Origin of the sequence: Promicromonospora sp. MS192 (assembly GCF_049532985.1) — a bacterium.
Lineage (GTDB): Bacteria > Actinomycetota > Actinomycetes > Actinomycetales > Cellulomonadaceae > Promicromonospora.
The window spans coordinates 3957787-3977211 of the sequence record NZ_CP186693.1 but is presented as its reverse complement, the minus strand read 5'-3'; the positions used below and the strand labels follow the sequence as shown (position 1 = coordinate 3977211).

Genomic DNA, 19425 nt, shown 5'->3' with positions numbered 1-19425 from the left:
GGGGCGTGCAGACGCCCTCCGGTCACCCCGTCGAGTCCAGTTCCGCCAAGCGCCTGGTGGTGCTCGCCTCCGGCGGCGGGTCCAACCTCGGTGCGCTGCTGGCCGCGCACGGCGACCCCGCCTACGGCGCGCGCGTCGTCGGCGTCGTGTCAGATCGTCCGTCCGCGGGCGCGCTGGACCTGGCCCGGGATGCCGGTGTGGCCTCGGCCGTGGTGGCCATGAAGGACTTCGAGGACCGGACGGCATGGAACACCGGTGTGCTCGAGGCGATCTCCGTGTTCCAGCCCGACTACGTGGTCCTCGCCGGGTTCATGCGCATCCTGGCACCGGACGTCGTGCGCAAGTTCGAGGGGCGCATGCTCAACACGCACCCCGCGCTGCTCCCCAGCTTCCCCGGCGCGCACGGCGTGCGTGACGCGCTCGCGCACGGCGTCAAGATCACCGGCAGCACGGTGCACCTGGTGGACGACGGCGTGGACACCGGCCCGATCATCGCCCAGACCGCCGTGCCCGTGCACGAGGATGACGACGAGCCCACCCTGACCGAGCGCATCAAGACCGCCGAGCGGGCCCTGCTCGTCGAGACCGTGCGCCGCGTGGCCCGCGAGGGCCTGTACGTCACGGGCCGCCGGGCGACGATCGGCCGCTGACCGCCGGGCTCTTGCCTCCGCGGCGGTGGACGCAGCCGATCGAGTGAGCGCGCGTGCGTCCTGTCCGCGCTCTCGGGCCAGCATCGCGGACATTTCACCCGCTCGACACGCGTGACCGCTACGTTGTGCCGCGTGACCGTCGAGACCTCGGCCAATCGCCCACCGACAGATCCTCCGCCGCGGCGCGCGCCCTCCCCGGACGCCGTGTCTCCGGGGGCCGTGTCTCCGGGGGCCGCGCTTCCGGGGGCCGCGTCGTCGGACTCTGCGTCGCCGGCCGCCGGTTCGCCGTCCGCCGGATCCTCGGACGTGCCGCTCCGCCGGAACGCGGCCTACCTGCTGCTCACGACGGGACGGTTCGCGCAGGCGATCGGCGCCGGCGTCGGGACGTTCGCGATCCCGCTGCTCGCCTTCGAGGTCACGGGGTCGGTGGGTCAGGCCGGGCTGATCAGCGGCGTCGGGCAGGTGGGTGCCCTGCTGGCGACGCTGCCGGCCGGCGTGGTGGCCGACCGGGTCAACCGTCGGCTGCTGCTGGTGGTCGCAGCGGCGACGGGTGCTGCCCTGTGGGCAACCGTCCTCGTCGCTGGTGTCGCGGGCACCCTGGGCGCCTGGCACCTGGCGCTGGTGCTGTTCGGCTCCTCGACGGTGAGCGCGTTCGTGAACCCGGCGTCGGGCGGGGCGCTGCGCGCCGTCGTGCCAGCCGCGCAGATGGCGGACGCGATGGCCGTCAACCAGGGGCGGATGGCGGCCGTCGCCCTGTTCGCCGGGCCCGTCGGCGGCTTCCTGTACGGCATGGCGCACGTGCTGCCGTTCACGGCGTCCGTGGTGGGGCACGCGATCGAGCTGGTGGCGGTCTCGTTCGTGCGCCGCCCGCTGGGCGAGGAGCGCACGGGTGCGACGCACCCGCTGGCCGATCTGCGCGAGGGGCTGCGGTTCGTGGGCCGGGTGCCGCTGTTCCGGGCGGTGCTCGCGCTCATCACGCTGCTGAACCTGACCTCGATCGCGCTGGTCGTGGCCGTCAACCTGGAGCTGGTGCGCACCGGCACCGACCCGCGCCTCATCGGTCTGGTCGACGCGTGCGCGGGGATCAGCATGCTGGCAGGCGCCGTCGTCGCGGGCCCGATCGTGCGGCGCGCGCGGGTAGGCCGGCTCGGTGTGCTGACCATCGGGCTGCTCGCCGTCGCGCTCGCCGTCATGGCGCTGGCGCCGACGTACTGGGTGTTCGTCGCGATGCTCGCCGTCGGCGTGTTCCTGTACCCGGCGCTCAACGCGGGCTTCACCGGCTACCTCACGGTGATCATCCCGGACCGCATGATGGGCCGCGCCACGTCGCTGCTCGGGCTGACCGGGCTGATCGCCGCGCCCGCCGCTCCCGTGCTCGGCAGCGCGCTGCTGGAGGGCTGGGGGATCGGCGGCACGCTCTGGGTGATGACGGGCGCCGTGCTGATCGTGCTCGTGGCCCTTGCCCTTACCCGTCCGCTGATGCGGATCGGCACGCCGGACACCTGGGCCGCCGATGCGATCGAATGGCCGGCGGCGCGGACGCCGTCGGCCACCTGACGGCCGCTCCGCTCAGACGGCGGACCAACCGCCGTCCGCCGCGACGATCGCGCCGTTGAGGTTCACGGAGTCCTGCGACAGGAGGAACGTGATCGTCGCCGCGAGCTCCTCGGCCATCGCGAGGCTCAGGATGTTGACCTGGTGCGGGCGCAGCACCGCCGCGCCGAACTCCGCCTGGCCGGGCACGGGGATGCCCGTGGCGACGCCGCCGGGCGCCACGGCGTTGGTGCGGATGCCGTGCTTGGCGTACATCACGGCGTTCGACCTGGTCAGCCCGACCACCGCGTGCTTGGAGGCGGTGTAGGCCGCGCCGGCCGCGGAGCCCCGCAGCCCGGCCTCCGAGGTGACGTTGACGATGCGGCCCTGGCCGGCCGCCAGCATGCCCGGCACGACGGCGCGGGTGAGCCGCATCGTGCCCTCCAGGTTCACGCGCAGCACCCGCTCCCACAGGGCGTCGCTGACCTCGTGGACCGCCGACATGTCGTCCATGATCCCGGCGACGTTGGCCAGCGCGTCCACGCGGCCGTCCGCGGCGGCGACGATCCGGGCGACGTCGCCCTCGTCCGAGATGTCGCCCGCCACGGGCACGACCTGCGCCCCGGAGGGCAGGTCGGTCAGCGTGGACGCGAGGTCGTCGAGCTTCTCCGCGGAGATGTCGGCGGCGATCACGCGGCCGCCCTCGCGGGCCACCCGGGAGGCGACGGCCCGGCCGATGCCGGAGGCCGCGCCCGTGACGACCACGGTCTGCCCGGCGAACCGGCCGGGCGTGATCCGCTCGGACCAGCCCGCGGCCGTGCCGGTGGCGGCGTGCTCGGCGTCCGCGTCCGCGGACCCGCCGGCCTCCTCGGGTGCGGCCTCCCGGTAGGCGGCCATCAGGCCGTCGAGCATCTCGGCGGGGAACGCACCCCCGGACAGGGCGACGAGCTGTTCCAGCGGCAGGCCGCGGGCCGGCGTCAGGGAGTCCGGGGTGGCGCCGCCCTGTGCGAGGAGCCCGGCGAGGATCTGGCCGCCGACAGGGTGGTCGAGCCACTCGCCGACGGTGGAGTGAACGGTCAGTGCCATGGTGTGCTCCTCGAACGTGATCGATACCGGACAACGTTGTCCGGTATCTAGGATAGCGCCATGACCGGTGTGCTTCGCGACCCTCGACGCGGCGCGGTTCCTCGCACGTCCGCGGCGCGCGGTGGCGCGCCCAACCTCGGCCCCCGGGCCGCGGCGGGCAACCGGGCGGCGCTGCTGTCCGCGGCCCGCGAGGTCTTCGGCACCGCCGGGACCGGCGCCCCGCTGAGCGCGGTGGCCAAGCGGGCGGGCGTGGGGCAGGGCAGTCTCTACCGGCACTTCCCGGAGCGCCTGGACCTGGTGGTGGCGGTCTTCGAGGAGCAGGTCGTGCTGGTCGAGGAGCTCGCCGCGACCGGCGTCGCCCTGCCGGACCTCCTCGGGCTGGTCACGCGGCACGCCGTCGACTCGGTCGCGTTCGTGGACCTGGTCCGCTCGGGGGAGCCCGACCGGCGGGTGGTCGCGCTGGGGGACCGGGTCGCCGCCGTGCTGGGTGCCCGGCTCGACGAGGCCGTCGCGTCCGGCGCGGCACCGGCCGGCACGACGCCGGACGACCTGCTGCTCGCCGTCGCGATGGTCGCGGGCGGGCTGTCGGGCTCTGACGGCGACGCCCGGGTGCGCCGGGCGGAGCGCGCCTGGGAGCTGCTGGGGTTCGAGGTACGGATCCCGGCCCCGGACGGCGCGGACCCGTCGCACGGCGGGGCGGGGCGCGGCCACCGGTAGACTGCCCGTGGCCGTGACTGGCGAGGGTGGGTCACCACCGGGGAGCGGCCGAGCGACCCGTGATGCGCGCCGCCCGCCTGGGTGCCAGGGTTTTCCGCGAAGCTACCTTGCGAGGAGAACCGCCATGTCCGGCGCCCCGTCCACCCCTGACGTCCAGCTCACCGACGACTCGCAGCGCCCCGTCCGGCGCGCCCTGCTGAGCGTCTACGACAAGACCGGCCTGATCGAGCTCGCCACCGCGCTCCACGAGGCGGGGGTCGAGCTGGTCTCGACCGGCTCCACCGCGTCGAAGATCGCCGACGCCGGCGTCCCCGTCACCCCGGTCGAGGAGCTCACGGGTTTCCCCGAGTGCCTGGAGGGCCGCGTCAAGACGCTGCACCCGCGCGTGCACGCCGGCATCCTGGCCGACACCCGCAAGCAGGACCACCTCGACCAGCTCGCGCAGCTCGACATCGCGCCGTTCGAGCTCGTCGTCGTGAACCTCTACCCGTTCGCCGCCACCGTCGCCTCGGGCGCCGGGCCGGACGCCGTCGTCGAGCAGATCGACATCGGCGGCCCGTCCATGGTGCGCGCCGCGGCGAAGAACCACCCGTCTGTCGCCGTGGTCGTCGACCCGGCCGCCTACCCGGCCGTCGTCGACGCCGTGCGGGCCGGCGGGTTCACCTACGCGCAGCGCAAGGCGCTCGCGGCCCAGGCCTTCGTGCACACCGCGACGTACGACGTCGCCGTCGCGTCGTGGATGGGCAGCGTCGTGTCCCCCACGGACGAGGTGACGGTCGACGGCGAGCCGCAGCACTCCGGCTTCCCGGCCTGGATCGGCGGCACGTGGGACCGCTCGGACGTGCTCCGGTACGGCGAGAACCCGCACCAGCGTGCCGCCCTGTACACGCGCGGCGACGGCGTGACGGGCCTGGCCCAGGCCGAGCAGCTGCACGGCAAGGCCATGAGCTACAACAACTACGTGGACGCCGACGCCGCGTGGCGCGCCGCCTGGGACCACGAGGGCCCCGCCGTCGCGATCATCAAGCACGCCAACCCGTGCGGCATCGCCGTGGGCGCGGACATCGCACAGGCGCACGCGAAGGCGCACGCGACCGACCCGGTCAGCGCCTACGGCGGCGTGATCGCGGCCAACCGCCCGGTGACCGCGGACGCCGCGCGGCAGATCGCCCCGGTGTTCACCGAGGTCGTCGTCGCCCCCGGCTTCGAGCCGGAGGCGCTGGAGATCCTCCAGGCCAAGAAGAACATCCGGCTGCTCGTCGTCCCGGAGGCACCGGCCGCCGCCGTCGAGACCCGGCCCATCTCGGGCGGGCTGCTCATGCAGGCCACCGACCGGTTCCAGGCCGACGGCGACGCCCCCGAGCACTGGACCCTGGCCACCGGCGAGGCCGCCTCGCCCGAGGTGCTCGCCGACCTCGCCTTCGCGTGGAAGGCGGTGCGGGCCGCCAAGTCGAACGCGATCCTCCTGGCCAAGGACGGCGCGGCCGTCGGCATCGGCATGGGCCAGGTGAACCGCGTGGACTCGTGCCGCCTCTCGGTCGAGCGTGCCAACACCCTGGCCGACGGCGAGTCCGGGCCGGTCGAGCGCGCCCGGGGTGCCGTCGCGGCGTCGGACGCCTTCTTCCCGTTCGCGGACGGCCTCCAGGTGCTGCTCGACGCCGGGGTCACCGCCGTCGTGCAGCCGGGCGGGTCGATCCGGGACGAAGAGGTGGTCAAGGCCGCCGAGGCGGCCGGCATCACGATGTACCTGACGGGCACGCGACACTTCGCGCACTGAGGCCAACAGAGGGTCATCGCGGCGCCCGGCGCGATCGGGGTGCCGGGTCATGGTGCCCCGCGGAGCTCGGTTGCTCTGTGTAGACAACGTCTACGCAGAGCAACCGAAGCTCGCGAGAGTAGGTGTCCCTGGCGACCTACCGGAGCGTCTCGCCGCCGTGCGCGGAGATCCGGCTGCCGGAGCGACCCGCACGGTCAGAGCACGGCGTCCTTGAGCTTCGTGCCCGGGTCCAGAGCGCGGTCCAGGTCGATCTCCAGCGGGACGCTGCGGTTCATCAGCTTGCGTACCTGCCCCACCTCGCGGGGGGAGTCGACGAGCAGCACCGCCCGGACGGTCGCCACGCGGTGGCCGTCCGGGGTGCGGCGGGGGTGCCGGTCCAGCGCGCGCTCCAGGTAGAGCGCGGCCCAGCCGCCCGCGCTGCCGCCCGAGGCGCTGCCCGCCCCCGGCTCGCCGGGCGCCGGCGGCGCCCCGCGCAGCACCACCTCGTCGAACGGGGACGGCGCGCCGAACAGCGCCAGGTCGTGCCCGAGCTGCTGCGAGAAGACGTACGGCGCGTGCGCGGGGACGGGGGCCAGACCCAGCCGGGCGCGTACGTGCTCCGGCTCGGCGGCGCGCTCGTCCAGGCCGAGCAGCGCGCGGACGGTCGGCTCGGGGTCGTGCAGGGCGGCCGACCAGTGCCCGCCCGGCACCGGGCCGAACACCGGGTGCTCCCGGGTGGCGACATCACCCACGGCCCACACCCGCCGCAGCGCGTCGAGGTGCAGGTGCCCGGCGGGGTCCGTGGGGGAGTGCAGCCCCATGAAGCGGCCCGCCCGGTTGACCCGCAGGCCGCCGTTGGACTCGAGCGGCAGCGAACCGGCCAGCCAGCCCGACGCCGGACGCGCGCCCACGGCCGCCAGCACCAGGTCGGCCTCCAGCACGCGGCCGTCGTCGAGGGTCACGCGTGCACCGTCCGGCGCACCCTCCTGCCGCCCGGCCAGCACCTGGTCGACGGCGATGTCGGTGAGCAGGGTGACGCCGGCGTCGTCGTACCAGGGGGTCAGCAGGCCGCCCACCCGGCGGCCGAGCTGGCGCTCCAGCGGGACCGGGCCCGCCTCCACGACCGTGACCCGCGCCCCGGCGCCCGCCGCGACCCCTGCGATCTCGGCACCGATCCAGCCCGCGCCGACCACCACGAGCCGGGCGCCGGGTACGAGTGCGGCGCGCAGCCGGTCGGCGTCGGCCGCGGTGTGCAGGGTGACGGCGGCGTCCCAGCCCGCCGGGCGGACCGGCGCGCTGCCGCAGGCGAGCACCACGGCGTCGGCCTCGACGTCGTCGCCCGACGCCGTCCGCACGACCACGTGCTCGCGGTCCACCCGGAGCCGGACGGCCGGGTCGGCGAGGCGCAGGTCGTCGGCGAGGGCGGGCAGGTCGATGCCGAGGTCGTCGGCCAGCCAGACCGGCTCGGTGCGCTTGAACAGCTCCTTGGACAGGGGCGGCCGGTCGTAGGGCGGCAGGCCCTCGGCGCCGAGTACGGTCAGGTGCCCCTCGAAACCGTGCGTGCGCAGGGCTGCGGCGGTCTGCGCGCCCGCCAGCCCCGCACCCACGACCACGACGCTGCTGGGGACCTGTGCTGAGGGTGACGGCATGGACCTCACGGTAGCTCGCAGGCCGCCAACCTGGGAACGCGCTGGCATTCTGGTTGCAAGCAGGTCACGGCTCTCCTGAATCGCGACGTTTCGGTTGTACTCTCGTGCCGTGGATCTCAGTGAGACGCGGACCGCCCCCGGCGCACCGGGTGGCGCCACGACGCTCCTCGAGCCGGGCCCCGCCGGAACCGCTACGCTCGAACGCGCCGGACAGGCAGGCCTGGCCGGGGCCGCCACGACGACCACCCGGGAGCCTGACCGTAGTGAGCCAGCCAGCGGCGAGGCCGCCGACATGACGCTCCCGGAGCTGCAGCGCAGCAACCTCGCGATCTGGATGGTGCTCGGCGGCGTCGTGCTCTCGGTCCTGCTCGGCATGGTCGCCGGCGCGCGAGCCGGGGCGATCGGCATCGGCGTGGTGCTCGTGGTCTGCGCGATCTTCCGCGCGGTGCTCGACAGCCCGGTCGGCCTCGTGATCCGCACGCGGACCATCGACATCGTGCTCTACGGCTCGACCGCGGTGCTCATCGGCATCCTCGCGGTGGCGACGCCGAGCATCTGAGCCTCGTTCCTCTGGTTCTTCCCCGTCCGGCCCGCCCGGCCTTTCCCGGCTCCCGCCGGACGGGTCAGCGCTCGGCGTCCCGCAGCGTTCCCGTCACCGGCGTCTCCGACTCGACGACGCACAGGATGCGCCGGTCACCCTCGGCCCAGCTCTCCTCCGACGGCGCGATGGGCCAGTACAGCAGCTCCGACCGCGCCCAGCGCAGCCCCACGAACCTCGCGAACTGCGGGTAGCAGTAGGCGTCGGCCGCGTCCCAGAGCGCCTGCTGGGTGGGCGCCTCGCCGTCCTTCGCCAGGCTGTCGTCCGCCGTGGTCTCCGCGTAGATCTCGCCGCCGTGCGCCGTGGTGCAGGACACCACGGGGATCCGGTACAGCGTGGACTGGCCGGACGTCGCACTGGTGTCGAAGCAGTCGCCGACCTCCAGGTCGGGGATCTCCGCGCCGGACGTGGCCGTCGTGTCCGGCCCCGGGTCCGCCGCGCCGCCGTCCTCCGGGGAGGTGCCGGTGTCGGTGCCGTCGGCCGGGTCCTCGCCGTACCCGCCCTCGCCGGCGTCCTCGGCGGACTGGTCGTCCCCGTACGGGTCCTGGGCGTACGGGTCCTGCGCGGAGAGGTCCCCTCCGTACGGATCCTCGGCGTACGGGTCGTCCGCGTACGGGTCGCCGGACGGTGCGGCGGTCGACGTCGGGGCGACGCCGCCGTCGGGCGTCCCGATGCCCAGCGGGCCGGCCAGCGCCGGGGGCACGAACGACCGGGCCGCCGCGACGACGCCCGGCGGGAGCGACGACGCGTAGGTGGGTGCGGCCACGATGCCGATCGCCAGCGCGACCAGGCCGACCACGCCCGTGGTCACAGCACCGAGCGCGAAGTCGAGGGTGTGCACCGACGACTTCCTGGCGCGGCGGAAGCTGCCCGTGCCGTTGGCCTCGGCGGTCCGCATGGAGAGCACGAGCGCGGGGATCGCGAGCGGCCAGAAGAAGAGGAAGGCCGCGACGACCCAGCCGACCCGCGTCGAGGAAGGGCCGGTGGGGGCGTCGTCGTCGGTGCCGATGGTGTCGGTCTCGGCCTCAGTCCCCGCGTGGCCCGTCGTGTCGGCTCGCGCCTCCGCGCCGTCCGCTTCCGCACGCCCCGTCCCGTCTGTCCCCTCCGGCGCCGCTGACGCGGCCGTGACCTGCGGCTCGGGTACGTCGGCGTCGGGGGAGGGCTGCGTGGAGTCGGCCATGATGCGCGATCGTAGCGGTGCGGGGTTTCGCGACGGAAGCCTGCCCGACGTCGTCCCTGCTGGTCAGCCGCCGTTCGCCCGATGGTCGCCGACCGGGCCGACGACGTCGGTCTCGGACTCGGCGAGGCACGCGATCCGGCGGTCCTGCGCACGCCAGTCCCACGCGTCCGGTGCGGTGTGCCAGACGTGCAGGCCCGCGCCGTCGGCCGGGCCGCCGGTCGCCTTCGCGAGCGCGGCACGGCAGGCCTCGTCGGCGTGCTCCGCCATCCACGGGTCGCCGGGATAGTCGGGGTAGGTCGTGCCGAAGTCCTCCCGGAGCGCCCCGCCGGCGATGTACGTGACCTCGTACAGCTCGCCTCCGTGCGGCTCGTCGCACGGCACCACGGCGACGGTCCGCACCACGTCGGTCAGACCGTCGGTGAGATAGCAGTCGCCCTCGCGCAGCTCCCACACGCTGGTCCCGTCGGCCGGGCCCGAACCGGGCTCGTTGTCGGCCACGTAGCTGGTCGCGGACTCCGGAGGGCCGAGCCGGGACTCGCCCCAGAGCACGAGCGCGACGAAGCCGACCAGCATGGCGACCGTCAGCACGAGGCTGACCACGATCGTGCACACGAGGCCGGTGATGCCGGCCCGGCGCGCCTTTGCCGCCTCGGCGGACGCCTGCTCGAGGTCCCCGGTGGCGAGGGCGAGCGTGGCCCGCTGGGTGTGCGGGTAGGCCCAGAGACCGAACGGCCACCACGACAGCAGGGCGACGATCGTCCACCCGATGCCGGACGACGGCGGCGCGGGCGGGCGAGGCACCGGGTGGTAGGGCGCCGGTCCGGCGGCGTCGGGAGCAGGCACGCCGGGAGCAGGCACGCCGGGAGCGAGCGCGTACGGGCCCGGGGTGTGGGCGCCGGAGGGACGCGAGCCCGAGGCGTACGGCGGGGCGGGCTCCGCGAAGAGCGGCCGGGCGGGTCCCGGGCCGTCCGGGGTGGGCGCGGTGCCGTCTGGCGGGACCAGCGGGGGCAGGTCGTGGCCGCTCACGAGGTGGCTCCCTTCACCAGGACCTGCGGGTGCGCCGAGAGCTCGCCCTCCACCGGGTACAGCGCCTCGACGAAGCAGACGCTCGTGCGCCCGCCGGCCCGCCAGTCCTCGGCGTCGGGCTGGAACGTCCAGACGGGCGAGTCCGACGCGGTCGGCATCCCCGTGTAGTCCTCGTACCGCGGCCAGCACTCGTACCACACGTCGTCCTCGATGGCCGTGGTGCCAGGGAACTCGTCGTAGAGGTGCTCGGTCACGTCGATCACCAGGCCGTCGTGTGCGCGGCTGCAGGGGATGACGTCGATCATCGCCCACTCCGAGTCCCAGTCCGGGGCCATGAAGCAGTCGCCCGTCTGCAGCTCCAGCGGCTCGACCTTGATGGCCTCCCGCACCGGGGCGGCGGCCGTGCGGTACGAGTCGGGTGCCGCGGTCGCCGTCGGTGCGTCGGCGAGCCCCAGCAGCTCCGGTCCGTACCGGACGCCGAGCACGGCGAGCGTCACGTAGGTCGCGAGGCCCAGGGCGGCGGCGACCGCACCGACCAGGACGCCGACCCGGGCGAGGCCACGCGCCGTGTCCGCCTCCGCCTCCGCCGTCGTACCGTCGCCAGCGCCGAGCGCGCGGGCGGCCCGGTTCGCGGCCAGCACGGCCGGGATCGCCAGGGGCCAGAAGAAGACCATCGACGCGACGATCCAGCCGCGGTGCACGGGCACCTGGAGAGTGCCGGGCGTGACGTCGGCAGGGGGTGGGGAAGCGGTCACGGCTGATATCTACCAGGTGTCCCGCGCGCTCCCGGGCGGTGTGACCGGATCGTGAGGGGAGTTCACCCGGTGGCACGGGCCGGGCAGGTTCCCGGTGCACGACGACGGGGCCGCACCCCCCGGAGGAGAGCGCGGCCCCGTCGTCGTGCGAGTGCTGCGGGATCAGGCCTTGTCGTCGGTCTTCTTCCCGGGCTCCGCGGACTCCTGCGCGGCCTCCTCGGCAGCGGGGGTCGTGGCGGGCGCCGCAGCGGGCTCGGCGGCGGCCGGCTCGACGACGGACTCGTCGTCATCGTCCTCGTCGTCGTCCTCGTCGAGGTCCTCGAGCTCCTCCTCGGCCTCGGCCGAGCCGAACGCGCGGTAGAAGAGCGCGGCCAGGGCGGCGCCGACGAGCGGCGCGACCCAGAACAGCCAGAGCTGGCGGCCGGAGCCGTCGGCGCCCCAGCTGTTGGCGAAGAGCGCGGCGGCCGTGGAGCGGGCCGGGTTCATGCCCGCGTTGGTGACGAACCACGAGACCAGGGTGAGCGCGGCGATGGCGCTGCCGACGGCGACCGGGGCGTAGCCGACCTTGCTCCGCGGGTCGTTGACGCCGAGGTACACGCCGACGAGCACGGCCGAGATGATGACCTCGACCAGCAGGGCCGGGAGCCAGTCGAACTGCGCCTGGCCCTGGGTCTGCAGGTAGAGCGGAGAGTTCTGCGCGAAGCCGTTGACCGCGGAGTCGAAGGCGTCGGGCGTGCTCTCCTTGCCGAGCAGCGTCAGGAGCGGCTGCGGCACGGTCGCGAACAGCACGGCCGCCGCGAGGATCGCGCCCACGAGCTGCGCACCCCAGTAGCTGAACATGCTGGAGATCGAGATGCGCCCGCCGAGCCAGGCACCCAGCGAGATCGCGGGGTTGAAGTGCGCTCCGGAGACGCGGCCGACGGCCGCGGCACCCGCGATGTAGGCGAACGCCCCACCGAGCGCCACACCGAGCCCGCCGACCGTGTTCAGCGGGCTGTAGACGAGCACACCCACGATCACGAGCGTCAGCAGGAACGTGCCGAAGGTCTCGGCGAGCAGGCGGGAGAGCAGGCTCGGCGTCCGCTCCTCCTCGACCTCGGTGACGCCGCTGGTCGCGGCGAGGTCCTGGGACATGAAGTCAGATCCTTTCAGTGGCGCACCGTCGGGTGCGCGTCGAGGCGGCGTGCGTGCGATGTCGCGCACATCCTGCCATTACCCGCCTGAACAAAACCTGAATCCACGCAGGCGTTTTCTTCATGATGCGCGAGGGCTGGGCGTATGGCCCCCGTCGATGCAAGAGTGGGGCCATGACTGAACCCGTGAATGTCACCGTCACCGGAGCCGCTGGCCAGATCGGGTACGCGCTCCTCTTCCGTATAGCCGCGGGCGAGATGCTCGGCGCGGACACCCCCGTGCGGCTCCGCCTCCTCGAGATCCCGCAGGCCGTGGCGGCCGCCGAGGGCACCGCCATGGAGCTCGACGACTGCGCCTTCCCGACCCTGGCCGGCGTCGACATCTTCGACGACCCGGCCAAGGCCTTCGACGGCGTGAACGTGGCGCTCCTGGTCGGTGCGCGCCCGCGTGGCGCGGGCATGGAGCGCGCCGACCTGCTGGAGGCCAACGGCGGTATCTTCGGCCCGCAGGGCCGCGCGATCAACGACGGCGCCGCCGCCGACGTCCGCGTGCTCGTGGTGGGCAACCCCGCCAACACCAATGCGCTCATCGCGGCGTCCAACGCACCCGACGTGCCCGCGACGCGGTTCACCGCCATGACCCGGCTCGACCACAACCGCGCACTCTCCCAGGTCGCCGCACGGACCGGAACCCCCGTGGCCGACATCCGCAAGCTCACCATCTGGGGCAACCACTCCGCCTCGCAGTACCCCGACCTGTTCCACGCCGAGGTCGGCGGTCGCCCGGGCGCCGAGGTCGCGGCCGACACGGCGTGGCTGACGGACGACTTCATCCCGACCGTCGCCAAGCGCGGTGCGGCGATCATCCAGGCCCGCGGGGCGTCGTCGGCGGCGTCGGCCGCGAACGCGGCCATCGCGCACGTGCGCGACTGGACGCTCGGCACGCCCGACGGCGACTGGACCTCGGCGGGTATCTGGTCCTCCGGCGAGTACGGGGTACCGGAGGGGCTCGTCTCCTCGTTCCCGGTGACCTCGGACGGCAGCGGTGAGTGGAGGATCGTCGAAGGGCTGGAGATCGACGAGTTCTCGCGAGCCCGCATCGACGCGAGCGTCGCCGAGCTCGCGGAGGAGCGCGACGCCGTCCGCTCGCTGGGGCTGATCTGACCTGACGCCCCGGACGCCCGGCCGGAGCGGCCCGGGCGGCCGGGGCGTCGGGCGTGAGGTGCGTCTCGCGATTCCGGGGCGGCGCGCCGCCTCAGGTATCTTGATATCGAGAGATCGGCACATTCCACTAACCCGGGGAGTCAGCCACACCCATGTCCACCATCATCTATACCCACACGGACGAGGCCCCGCTTCTGGCGACGTACTCGTTCCTGCCGATCGTCTCGGCTTACGCGGCCAAGGCCGGTGTGGACGTCGAGACCCGCGACATCTCGCTCGCCGGCCGCATCATCGCGCAGTTCCCGGAGCGCCTCACGGACGAGCAGCGCCAGCCGGACGCGCTCGCCGAGCTGGGTGAGCTGGCGAACGACCCGTCGGCCAACATCATCAAGCTGCCGAACATCTCGGCGTCGGTGCCGCAGCTCAAGGCGGCCATCGCCGAGCTCCAGGCCCTCGGCTACGACCTGCCGGACTTCCCGGAGAGCGTCGAGACCGACGAGCAGAAGGACGCGCGCGAGCGCTACGGCCGCGTCATGGGCTCCGCCGTGAACCCGGTGCTGCGCCAGGGCAACTCCGACCGCCGCGCGCCGGCGTCGGTCAAGAACTACGCGAAGGCGCACCCGCACCGCATGGGTGCGTGGACGGCCGACTCGAAGACCAACGTGGCGACGATGGGCCACGACGACTTCTTCTCGAACGAGAAGTCCGTGATCATCCCGGCCGACGACACCCTGCGCATCGAGCACGTCGCCGCCGACGGCACGGTGACCGTCCTCAAGGACGGGCTGAAGGTCCTGGCGGGCGAGGTCGTGGACGGCACGTTCCTGGACGCCGCCGCGCTGGACGCCTTCCTCGCGGAGTCGATCGAGCGGGCCAAGGCCGAGGGCGTGCTGTTCTCCGTGCACCTCAAGGCCACGATGATGAAGGTCTCGGACCCGATCATCTTCGGTCACGTGGTGCGGGCCTTCTTCAAGCCGGTCTTCGAGAAGTACGGCCAGGACCTGGCCGCCGCCGGGCTGTCGGCGAACGACGGCCTGGGCGGCATCTTCGCCGGCCTGGCGGCGCTGCCGAACGGTGACGAGATCCGCGCCGCGTTCGACGCCGCGCTGGCCGACGGCCCGAAGATGGCCATGGTGAACTCCGACAAGGGGATCACCAACCTGCACGTCCCGTCCGACGTCATCGTCGACGCCTCGATGCCCGCCATGATCCGCATCGGCGGCCACATGTGGGGGCCGGACGGCGAGGAGGCGGACACCCTCGCGGTGATCCCCGACTCCTCGTACGCCGGGATCTACCAGACCGTCATCGACGACTGCCGTGCCAACGGCGCCCTCGACCCGGCCACGATGGGCTCCGTCCCGAACGTGGGCCTCATGGCGCAGGCCGCCGAGGAGTACGGCTCGCACGACAAGACGTTCGAGATCGCCGCCGACGGCACCGTGCGCATCGTGAACGGCGCAGGCGAGGTCGTCATGGAGCACGACGTGCACGCCGGCGACGTCTGGCGCGCCTGCCAGACCAAGGACGCCCCGATCCGCGACTGGGTCAAGCTGGCCGTCACCCGCGCCCGGCTGTCGGACACGCCCGCCGTGTTCTGGCTGAACTCGCGCCGTGCGCACGACGCCAACCTGATCCAGAAGCTGGAGCAGTACCTCCCGGAGCACGACACCGAGGGCCTCGAGATCCACGTCATGGACCCGGCAGAGGCGACGGCGTTCTCGCTGGCCCGCATCCGCCAGGGCCTGGACACCATCTCGGTGACCGGCAACGTGCTGCGCGACTACAACACCGACCTGTTCCCGATCCTCGAGGTCGGTACGTCGGCGAAGATGCTCTCGATCGTGCCGCTGATGAACGGCGGCGGCCTGTTCGAGACGGGTGCCGGCGGCTCCGCGCCCAAGCACGTGCAGCAGCTCGTCGAGGAGGACTACCTGCGCTGGGACTCGCTGGGCGAGTTCTTCGCACTGGCCGCGTCCTTCGAGCACCTCGCGGTGAGCGAGGGCAACGCCCGGGCGCAGGTGCTGGCCGACACCCTCGACCGCGCCACCGGCACGTTCCTCAACGAGGACCGGTCCCCGGGCCGCAAGCTCGGCACGATCGACAACCGCGGCTCGCACTTCTACCTCGCCCTGTACTGGGCCCGCGAGCTCGCGGCGCAGTCCGACGACGCCGAGCTGGCCGCCACGTTCAAGCCGCTCGCCGAGGCGCTGGGCGCGGGCGAGGAGAAGATCGTGGAGGAGCTGCTCGCCGTCCAGGGCAAGGCCGCCGACATCGGTGGCTACTACCGTCCGGACGACGCCAAGGCGACCGCGGTGATGCGCCCGAGCACCACGTTCAACGAGGCGCTCGCGTCCCTCTGACGCCGGCCTCCGCCGACGTGCCAGGCCCTCAGGTCGCTCCGGTGACCTGGGGGCCTGACACGTGAGGGCGGACGGGGAGTGACGTTGGTCGCCCGGTGCGAAAAAGAGGCAGGGACTGTCGGTGTCTCGACGTAGCCTCAGGAAACGATGATCGACGCGCCACAGACTCCCCAGACCTCGCCCGTTCCCGAGGCGTCGCCTCCCCCTGCCCGCGTGCTGACGGACGACCCTGCGCGCCGGCTGGACTGGCGCCGCCTGCGTGGCGTGGCCGCCGTGGTGGCGCTGCTCGCCCTCACCGCGGGCGCCGTCGGGCAGGCCCTGGGCACGGCCGCGGCCGGTCAGCTCGCGGCGCACGCGACCGTCGCGGGGCTGCTGCTCCTCGCCGCGTGCGTGGTCGGCGGCGCGGTGCTCGACGGCGTCGGCCAGGTGGTCTGGGCCGGTGTCGTGGACCGCGCCGAGGGCAAGCTCCGCAGCGACCTGCTCAGCGCCGCCCTGCGTCAGCCGCTGGCGACGCTCTCGGAGCAGGCCGTCGGCGAGGTGCTGGACCGGGTCGACGACGACACGCACGCCGTCGGCACGCTCGTGCGCCGCCAGCTCTGGAGCGCGGGCCGCACCGTCGTGGGCACGGTGCCGATGTGGATCGTCGCGGGCATCACCTGGTGGCCCGCCTGGTTCCTCTTCCCGGTGCTGGGCGTGCTCGTCGCGCTGCTGACCCGGCCGATGCTCGGTGAGATCGCGCGTCGCAAGGTGATCGAGGAGGCCGCGTGGACCGACCACGCCGCCGCCTTCGAGGAGGCCGTGGCAGCTCGGAACGACCTGCGGACCAGCCTGGGGCAGGCGTTCGCGGTGCGGCGGGTCGCTCAGCTCTCGGCGGTCGTGCACCGCAAGTTCAAGGACGTGGTGCGGGTCGAGGAGCGGCTGCTGCGCCGGGCCGGCCTGGTGATGTACGCGCTGCTGGCCGGGACCGCCGTGGCGTGCGCGGTGGTCGCGTCCGGCGGTGGGCTGTCCGTGGACCAGCTCGTGACGCTCTTCCTGGTCACGGCCATGTTCGTGGGGCAGATGGACAACCTGGTGCACCACCTGCCGGACATCCAGGAGGGCCTCGGCGCCGTGCTCCGCATCCGCCAGATGCTCGCGGTGGAGCCGGAGCCCGAGGGCGGACGGGACGTGCCGGAGGGGCCGCTCGAGCTCGAGCTGCGCGACCTGAGCTTCGCCTACGCCGAGGGCACGTTCGCGCTGTCGGACGTCGACCTCACGGTGCCCGCGGGTGAGACCGTGGCCCTCGTGGGCCGCACCGGTTCGGGCAAGTCGACGCTGGCCGCGCTGCTCTCGCGCGCTGTCGAGCCCGAGCCGGGGTCGGTGTTCCTGGGCGGCGTCGACGTCCGCGACCTGGACCTGCAGAAGCTGCGCGGGGCCGTGGGCGTCGTCACGCAGCGCACGGAGATCCTTGCGGGCACTCTCGCGGAGAACATCGCCCTGTTCGCGGATGTGCCGCGCGACGACGTCGAGGGTGCCGTGCGTGAGCTGGGCCTGACCGAGTGGGTCGCGGGCATGCCTGACGGCCTCGACACCCTCCTCGGACCGGGCGGCACCACGCTGTCCGCGGGGGAGGAGCAGCTGGTCGCGTTCGCGCGGCTCCTCGTGCGGAACGTGCAGCTCGTCGTGCTCGACGAGGCCACGGCTCGTATGGACCCCCTCACCGAGGCGCGCGTCGTGGCCGCGTCCGACCGGCTGCTCACGGGGCGCACCGGCGTGCTCATCGCGCACCGGCTGGGCACCATCGAGCGCGCCGGGCTCGTCGCGGTGCTCGATCACGGACGCGTGGTGCAGCAGGGACGGCGCGCCGCCCTCGCGCGCACACCCGGTCCGTTCCGCACGCTTCTGGAGGCAGGCGCGAGCGACGGGTCGCTCGACGGGGCTTCCGGCGACGACGGCGTGGCGGCTGCCGCGACCGGTGACGTCGCTGTCGATGCGGCGGAGGTGCGTGCTCAGGCTGTCACTGCGACCGCCGACGCCACCCCCGCCGGTGCTGACGGGTCCGCTACTGACGGGGCCGCTACCGACGGGGCCGACGCCGTCGGCGGCCGGCGCCGGACCGGGACCCCGCCTGACCTGCCGCAGCCCGGCACCGGCCCGAGTCTCGCGCGGGGCGTGCTGCACGCGCTGTTCGTGCGACCGAAGTGGGGCGTGTTCGGTGCGGTCCTGTTCCTGCTGGCGAGCCTGGTCGCGGCGCAGGGCGCGGTCAGCGGCTACCTGTGGGGCCGCACGGTCGAGGAGGTCGGGTCGGGTGTGCTGCCGGTCGGCCTGCTCGTCGCGCTCGCGCTGCTGCTGATCGTGCAGCCGCTCTTCATCTCCCGTGCGCTGGGCGTGTACCCGCGCTGGTGGATCGAGATCCTGCTGCGTATCCGCATGTCCGTGATGCACGGGCAGACCCGGCAGTACCGGCTGCCGGCCACCCCGCCGGGCGAGGTCGTGGCCCGGTCCATGGACGCCGACCGGTTCGTGCGGTACGCCGACCGCTGGGTCGACTTCGTCAACGGGCTCCTGATCGTGGCGGCCACCGCGCTGATCAGCGGGACGTGGACGGCCGGCGCCGTGCTGCTGGCCGTCATGGTGGTCTCGGCCGCGGCGTCGGCCATCGGGCGGCCCATCGCAGGCCGGTCCGCGGCAGGCTCCTCGGCGGCCCGCGCCCGGTTCGGCCGCGCCCTCGTCTCGGCCCTGGACTCCGCGCGCACGGTGAAGCTCGCGGCCCGCACGCCCGACGTGCGCCGGCACCTGGGCACGGTGGACTCCGGCCGGGTGAAGGCGGCGATCTTCGAGCACCGGGTGCAGGCCGTGCTCGACTCGGTGCCGCTGGTGACGCTGTACCTCGGCGTCGTCGCAGCCTGGGGATTCCTGCTCACGGGCCGGTGGGACCTGGCCACCACGCTGCTGGTCGCCAACGCCGTCACCGGCTTCGCCTGGTTCGGGGTCGTGGCGGGCGCGGTCGTCACGGAGGCCCCGGGCACCCGGGCGTGGCAGGTCGCGACGGCCCGGTTCGCGGGCGGGGTCGACCTGGTGTCGCGGCAGCCGGGGGTGGACCTGGTGACGGGCGTCGCACCGGCGCCGGAGGCACCGCGCCGTGAGCCGCTCGACCGGCTGGACCTGCGCCACGTCACCGCCGTGCACGACGACGGCACCATCGGGGTCTCCGACGTCGACCTGGAGATCCGGCGCGGCGAGCTCGTGCTCCTTCTGGGGCAGGTCGGATCGGGCAAGTCGTCGCTGCTGTCCGCCCTGGCGGGGCTCATGGAGCACACGGGTCAGATCCGGTGGAACGGGACCGAGGTGACTGACGCCCAGGCGTTCCTGCGCCCCGGTCAGGTGGCGCACGTGGCGCAGGTGCCGCGCGTGCTGTCGGGCTCGTTCTCCGACAACGTGCAGCTCGACCACGCGCGCGACCTCGAGGGCCCGATCCGCGGCGCACGCCTTGCCCAGGACATGGCGGACGCCGGCGGCCCGCACGCCCTGGTGGGTCACCGCGGCGTCCGGCTGTCCGGTGGCCAGGTGCAGCGGCTCGCGCTCGCGCGGGCACTCGCCGCGGACACCGAGCTGCTGCTGGCGGACGACGTCTCCAGCGCGCTCGACGCCTCGACCGAGATCGAGCTGTGGGCCGCCCTGCGGGAGCGGGGCACCACGGTGGTGGGCGCGACGTCGAAGCGCGCCGCGCTGGCCCGCGCCGACCGCGTGGTGGTCCTGGTCGACGGCGAGGTGGCCGACGTCGGGCCGTGGTCCGGTCTCGCGCCGAGGTGGGGTCACCTGGCGGGCTGATGCGG

The 19425-nt window shown here is 73.9% G+C and carries 14 protein-coding genes and 1 riboswitch; of the genes, 8 read left to right on the top strand and 6 right to left on the bottom strand.

Annotated features, from left to right (window positions below; genetic code table 11):
* Nucleotides 1-5: 5 nt before the first annotated feature.
* Both purN and ACO229_RS17875 read left to right on the top strand, forming a co-directional pair.
* Nucleotides 6-650, top strand: coding sequence for a phosphoribosylglycinamide formyltransferase (gene purN / locus ACO229_RS17880; RefSeq protein WP_423462347.1), 645 nt, complete (start codon nucleotides 6-8; stop codon nucleotides 648-650).
* Nucleotides 651-956: 306 nt separating this feature from the next.
* On the top strand, nucleotides 957-2207 hold the full coding sequence (locus tag ACO229_RS17875; protein WP_423462346.1) for an MFS transporter: 1251 nt from the start codon (nucleotides 957-959) through the stop codon (nucleotides 2205-2207).
* Between the two features lie 12 nt (nucleotides 2208-2219).
* Here ACO229_RS17875 and ACO229_RS17870 read toward each other — a convergent pair whose 3' ends face one another.
* A complete protein-coding gene (locus ACO229_RS17870) occupies nucleotides 2220-3269 on the bottom strand; it encodes an SDR family NAD(P)-dependent oxidoreductase (RefSeq protein WP_423462345.1) in 1050 nt (349 codons plus the stop codon).
* A 60-nt stretch (nucleotides 3270-3329) separates the two neighbouring features.
* Here ACO229_RS17870 and ACO229_RS17865 point away from each other — a divergent pair, with 60 nt between their 5' ends.
* A complete protein-coding gene (locus tag ACO229_RS17865) occupies nucleotides 3330-3986 on the top strand; it encodes a TetR/AcrR family transcriptional regulator (RefSeq protein ID WP_423462344.1) in 657 nt (218 codons plus the stop codon).
* A gap of 3 nt (nucleotides 3987-3989) precedes the next feature.
* Nucleotides 3990-4076, top strand: a riboswitch (ZMP/ZTP riboswitch).
* A gap of 34 nt (nucleotides 4077-4110) precedes the next feature.
* Entirely contained in the window at nucleotides 4111-5763 is a 1653-nt protein-coding gene (gene purH / locus ACO229_RS17860) for a bifunctional phosphoribosylaminoimidazolecarboxamide formyltransferase/IMP cyclohydrolase (protein ID WP_423462343.1), read from the top strand.
* A 194-nt stretch (nucleotides 5764-5957) separates the two neighbouring features.
* Here purH and ACO229_RS17855 read toward each other — a convergent pair whose 3' ends face one another.
* Nucleotides 5958-7391, bottom strand: a complete 1434-nt coding sequence (locus ACO229_RS17855; RefSeq protein ID WP_423462342.1) for an NAD(P)/FAD-dependent oxidoreductase — start codon at nucleotides 7389-7391, stop codon at nucleotides 5958-5960.
* A gap of 109 nt (nucleotides 7392-7500) precedes the next feature.
* Between ACO229_RS17855 and ACO229_RS17850 the strand changes: the two genes are divergently transcribed.
* Nucleotides 7501-7950, top strand: coding sequence for a DUF3017 domain-containing protein (locus ACO229_RS17850; protein WP_397410501.1), 450 nt, complete (start codon nucleotides 7501-7503; stop codon nucleotides 7948-7950).
* 64 nt (nucleotides 7951-8014) lie between these two features.
* Here ACO229_RS17850 and ACO229_RS17845 read toward each other — a convergent pair whose 3' ends face one another.
* From ACO229_RS17845 to ACO229_RS17830, 4 genes are all read right to left on the bottom strand, one after another.
* The gene (locus ACO229_RS17845) at nucleotides 8015-9169 is read right to left on the bottom strand and encodes a septum formation family protein (protein WP_423462341.1); all 1155 of its coding nucleotides are present in this window, start codon (nucleotides 9167-9169) and stop codon (nucleotides 8015-8017) included.
* Between the two features lie 63 nt (nucleotides 9170-9232).
* Nucleotides 9233-10195: a septum formation family protein gene (locus tag ACO229_RS17840; protein ID WP_423462340.1), complete on the bottom strand. Its 963-nt coding sequence runs from the start codon at nucleotides 10193-10195 to the stop codon at nucleotides 9233-9235.
* Nucleotides 10192-10950: a CD225/dispanin family protein gene (locus tag ACO229_RS17835; RefSeq protein ID WP_423462339.1), complete on the bottom strand. Its 759-nt coding sequence runs from the start codon at nucleotides 10948-10950 to the stop codon at nucleotides 10192-10194. The genes ACO229_RS17840 and ACO229_RS17835 overlap by 4 nt, the downstream gene beginning before the upstream one ends.
* Before the next feature lie 162 nt (nucleotides 10951-11112).
* Nucleotides 11113-12084: an MIP/aquaporin family protein gene (locus ACO229_RS17830; RefSeq protein ID WP_423462338.1), complete on the bottom strand. Its 972-nt coding sequence runs from the start codon at nucleotides 12082-12084 to the stop codon at nucleotides 11113-11115.
* 173 nt (nucleotides 12085-12257) lie between these two features.
* On the opposite strand from ACO229_RS17830, the gene ACO229_RS17825 reads away from it, so the two are divergent.
* From ACO229_RS17825 to ACO229_RS17815, 3 genes are all read left to right on the top strand, one after another.
* The gene (locus ACO229_RS17825; RefSeq protein ID WP_423462337.1) at nucleotides 12258-13247 is read left to right on the top strand and encodes a malate dehydrogenase; all 990 of its coding nucleotides are present in this window, start codon (nucleotides 12258-12260) and stop codon (nucleotides 13245-13247) included.
* Nucleotides 13248-13399: 152 nt separating this feature from the next.
* Nucleotides 13400-15610, top strand: coding sequence for an NADP-dependent isocitrate dehydrogenase (locus ACO229_RS17820; protein WP_423462336.1), 2211 nt, complete (start codon nucleotides 13400-13402; stop codon nucleotides 15608-15610).
* Nucleotides 15611-15757: 147 nt separating this feature from the next.
* Nucleotides 15758-19420 (top strand): ATP-binding cassette domain-containing protein, encoded by a 3663-nt coding sequence (locus ACO229_RS17815; RefSeq protein WP_423462335.1) that lies wholly within the window; start codon nucleotides 15758-15760, stop codon nucleotides 19418-19420.
* The last annotated feature ends 5 nt before the right edge of the window (nucleotides 19421-19425 follow it).

Excerpts from the sequence above, each read along its gene's own strand:
- ACO229_RS17870 (WP_423462345.1), bottom strand. The coding sequence starts at position 3,269 with ATGGCACTGACCGTTCACTCCACCGTCGGCGAGTGGCTCGACCACCCT.
- ACO229_RS17865 (WP_423462344.1), top strand. The coding sequence starts at position 3,330 with ATGACCGGTGTGCTTCGCGACCCTCGACGCGGCGCGGTTCCTCGCACG.
- purH (WP_423462343.1), top strand. The coding sequence starts at position 4,111 with ATGTCCGGCGCCCCGTCCACCCCTGACGTCCAGCTCACCGACGACTCG.
- ACO229_RS17855 (WP_423462342.1), bottom strand. The coding sequence starts at position 7,391 with ATGCCGTCACCCTCAGCACAGGTCCCCAGCAGCGTCGTGGTCGTGGGT.
- ACO229_RS17845 (WP_423462341.1), bottom strand. The coding sequence starts at position 9,169 with ATGGCCGACTCCACGCAGCCCTCCCCCGACGCCGACGTACCCGAGCCG.
- ACO229_RS17830 (WP_423462338.1), bottom strand. The coding sequence starts at position 12,084 with ATGTCCCAGGACCTCGCCGCGACCAGCGGCGTCACCGAGGTCGAGGAG.
- ACO229_RS17825 (WP_423462337.1), top strand. The coding sequence starts at position 12,258 with ATGACTGAACCCGTGAATGTCACCGTCACCGGAGCCGCTGGCCAGATC.
- ACO229_RS17820 (WP_423462336.1), top strand. The coding sequence starts at position 13,400 with ATGTCCACCATCATCTATACCCACACGGACGAGGCCCCGCTTCTGGCG.
- ACO229_RS17815 (WP_423462335.1), top strand. The coding sequence starts at position 15,758 with ATGATCGACGCGCCACAGACTCCCCAGACCTCGCCCGTTCCCGAGGCG.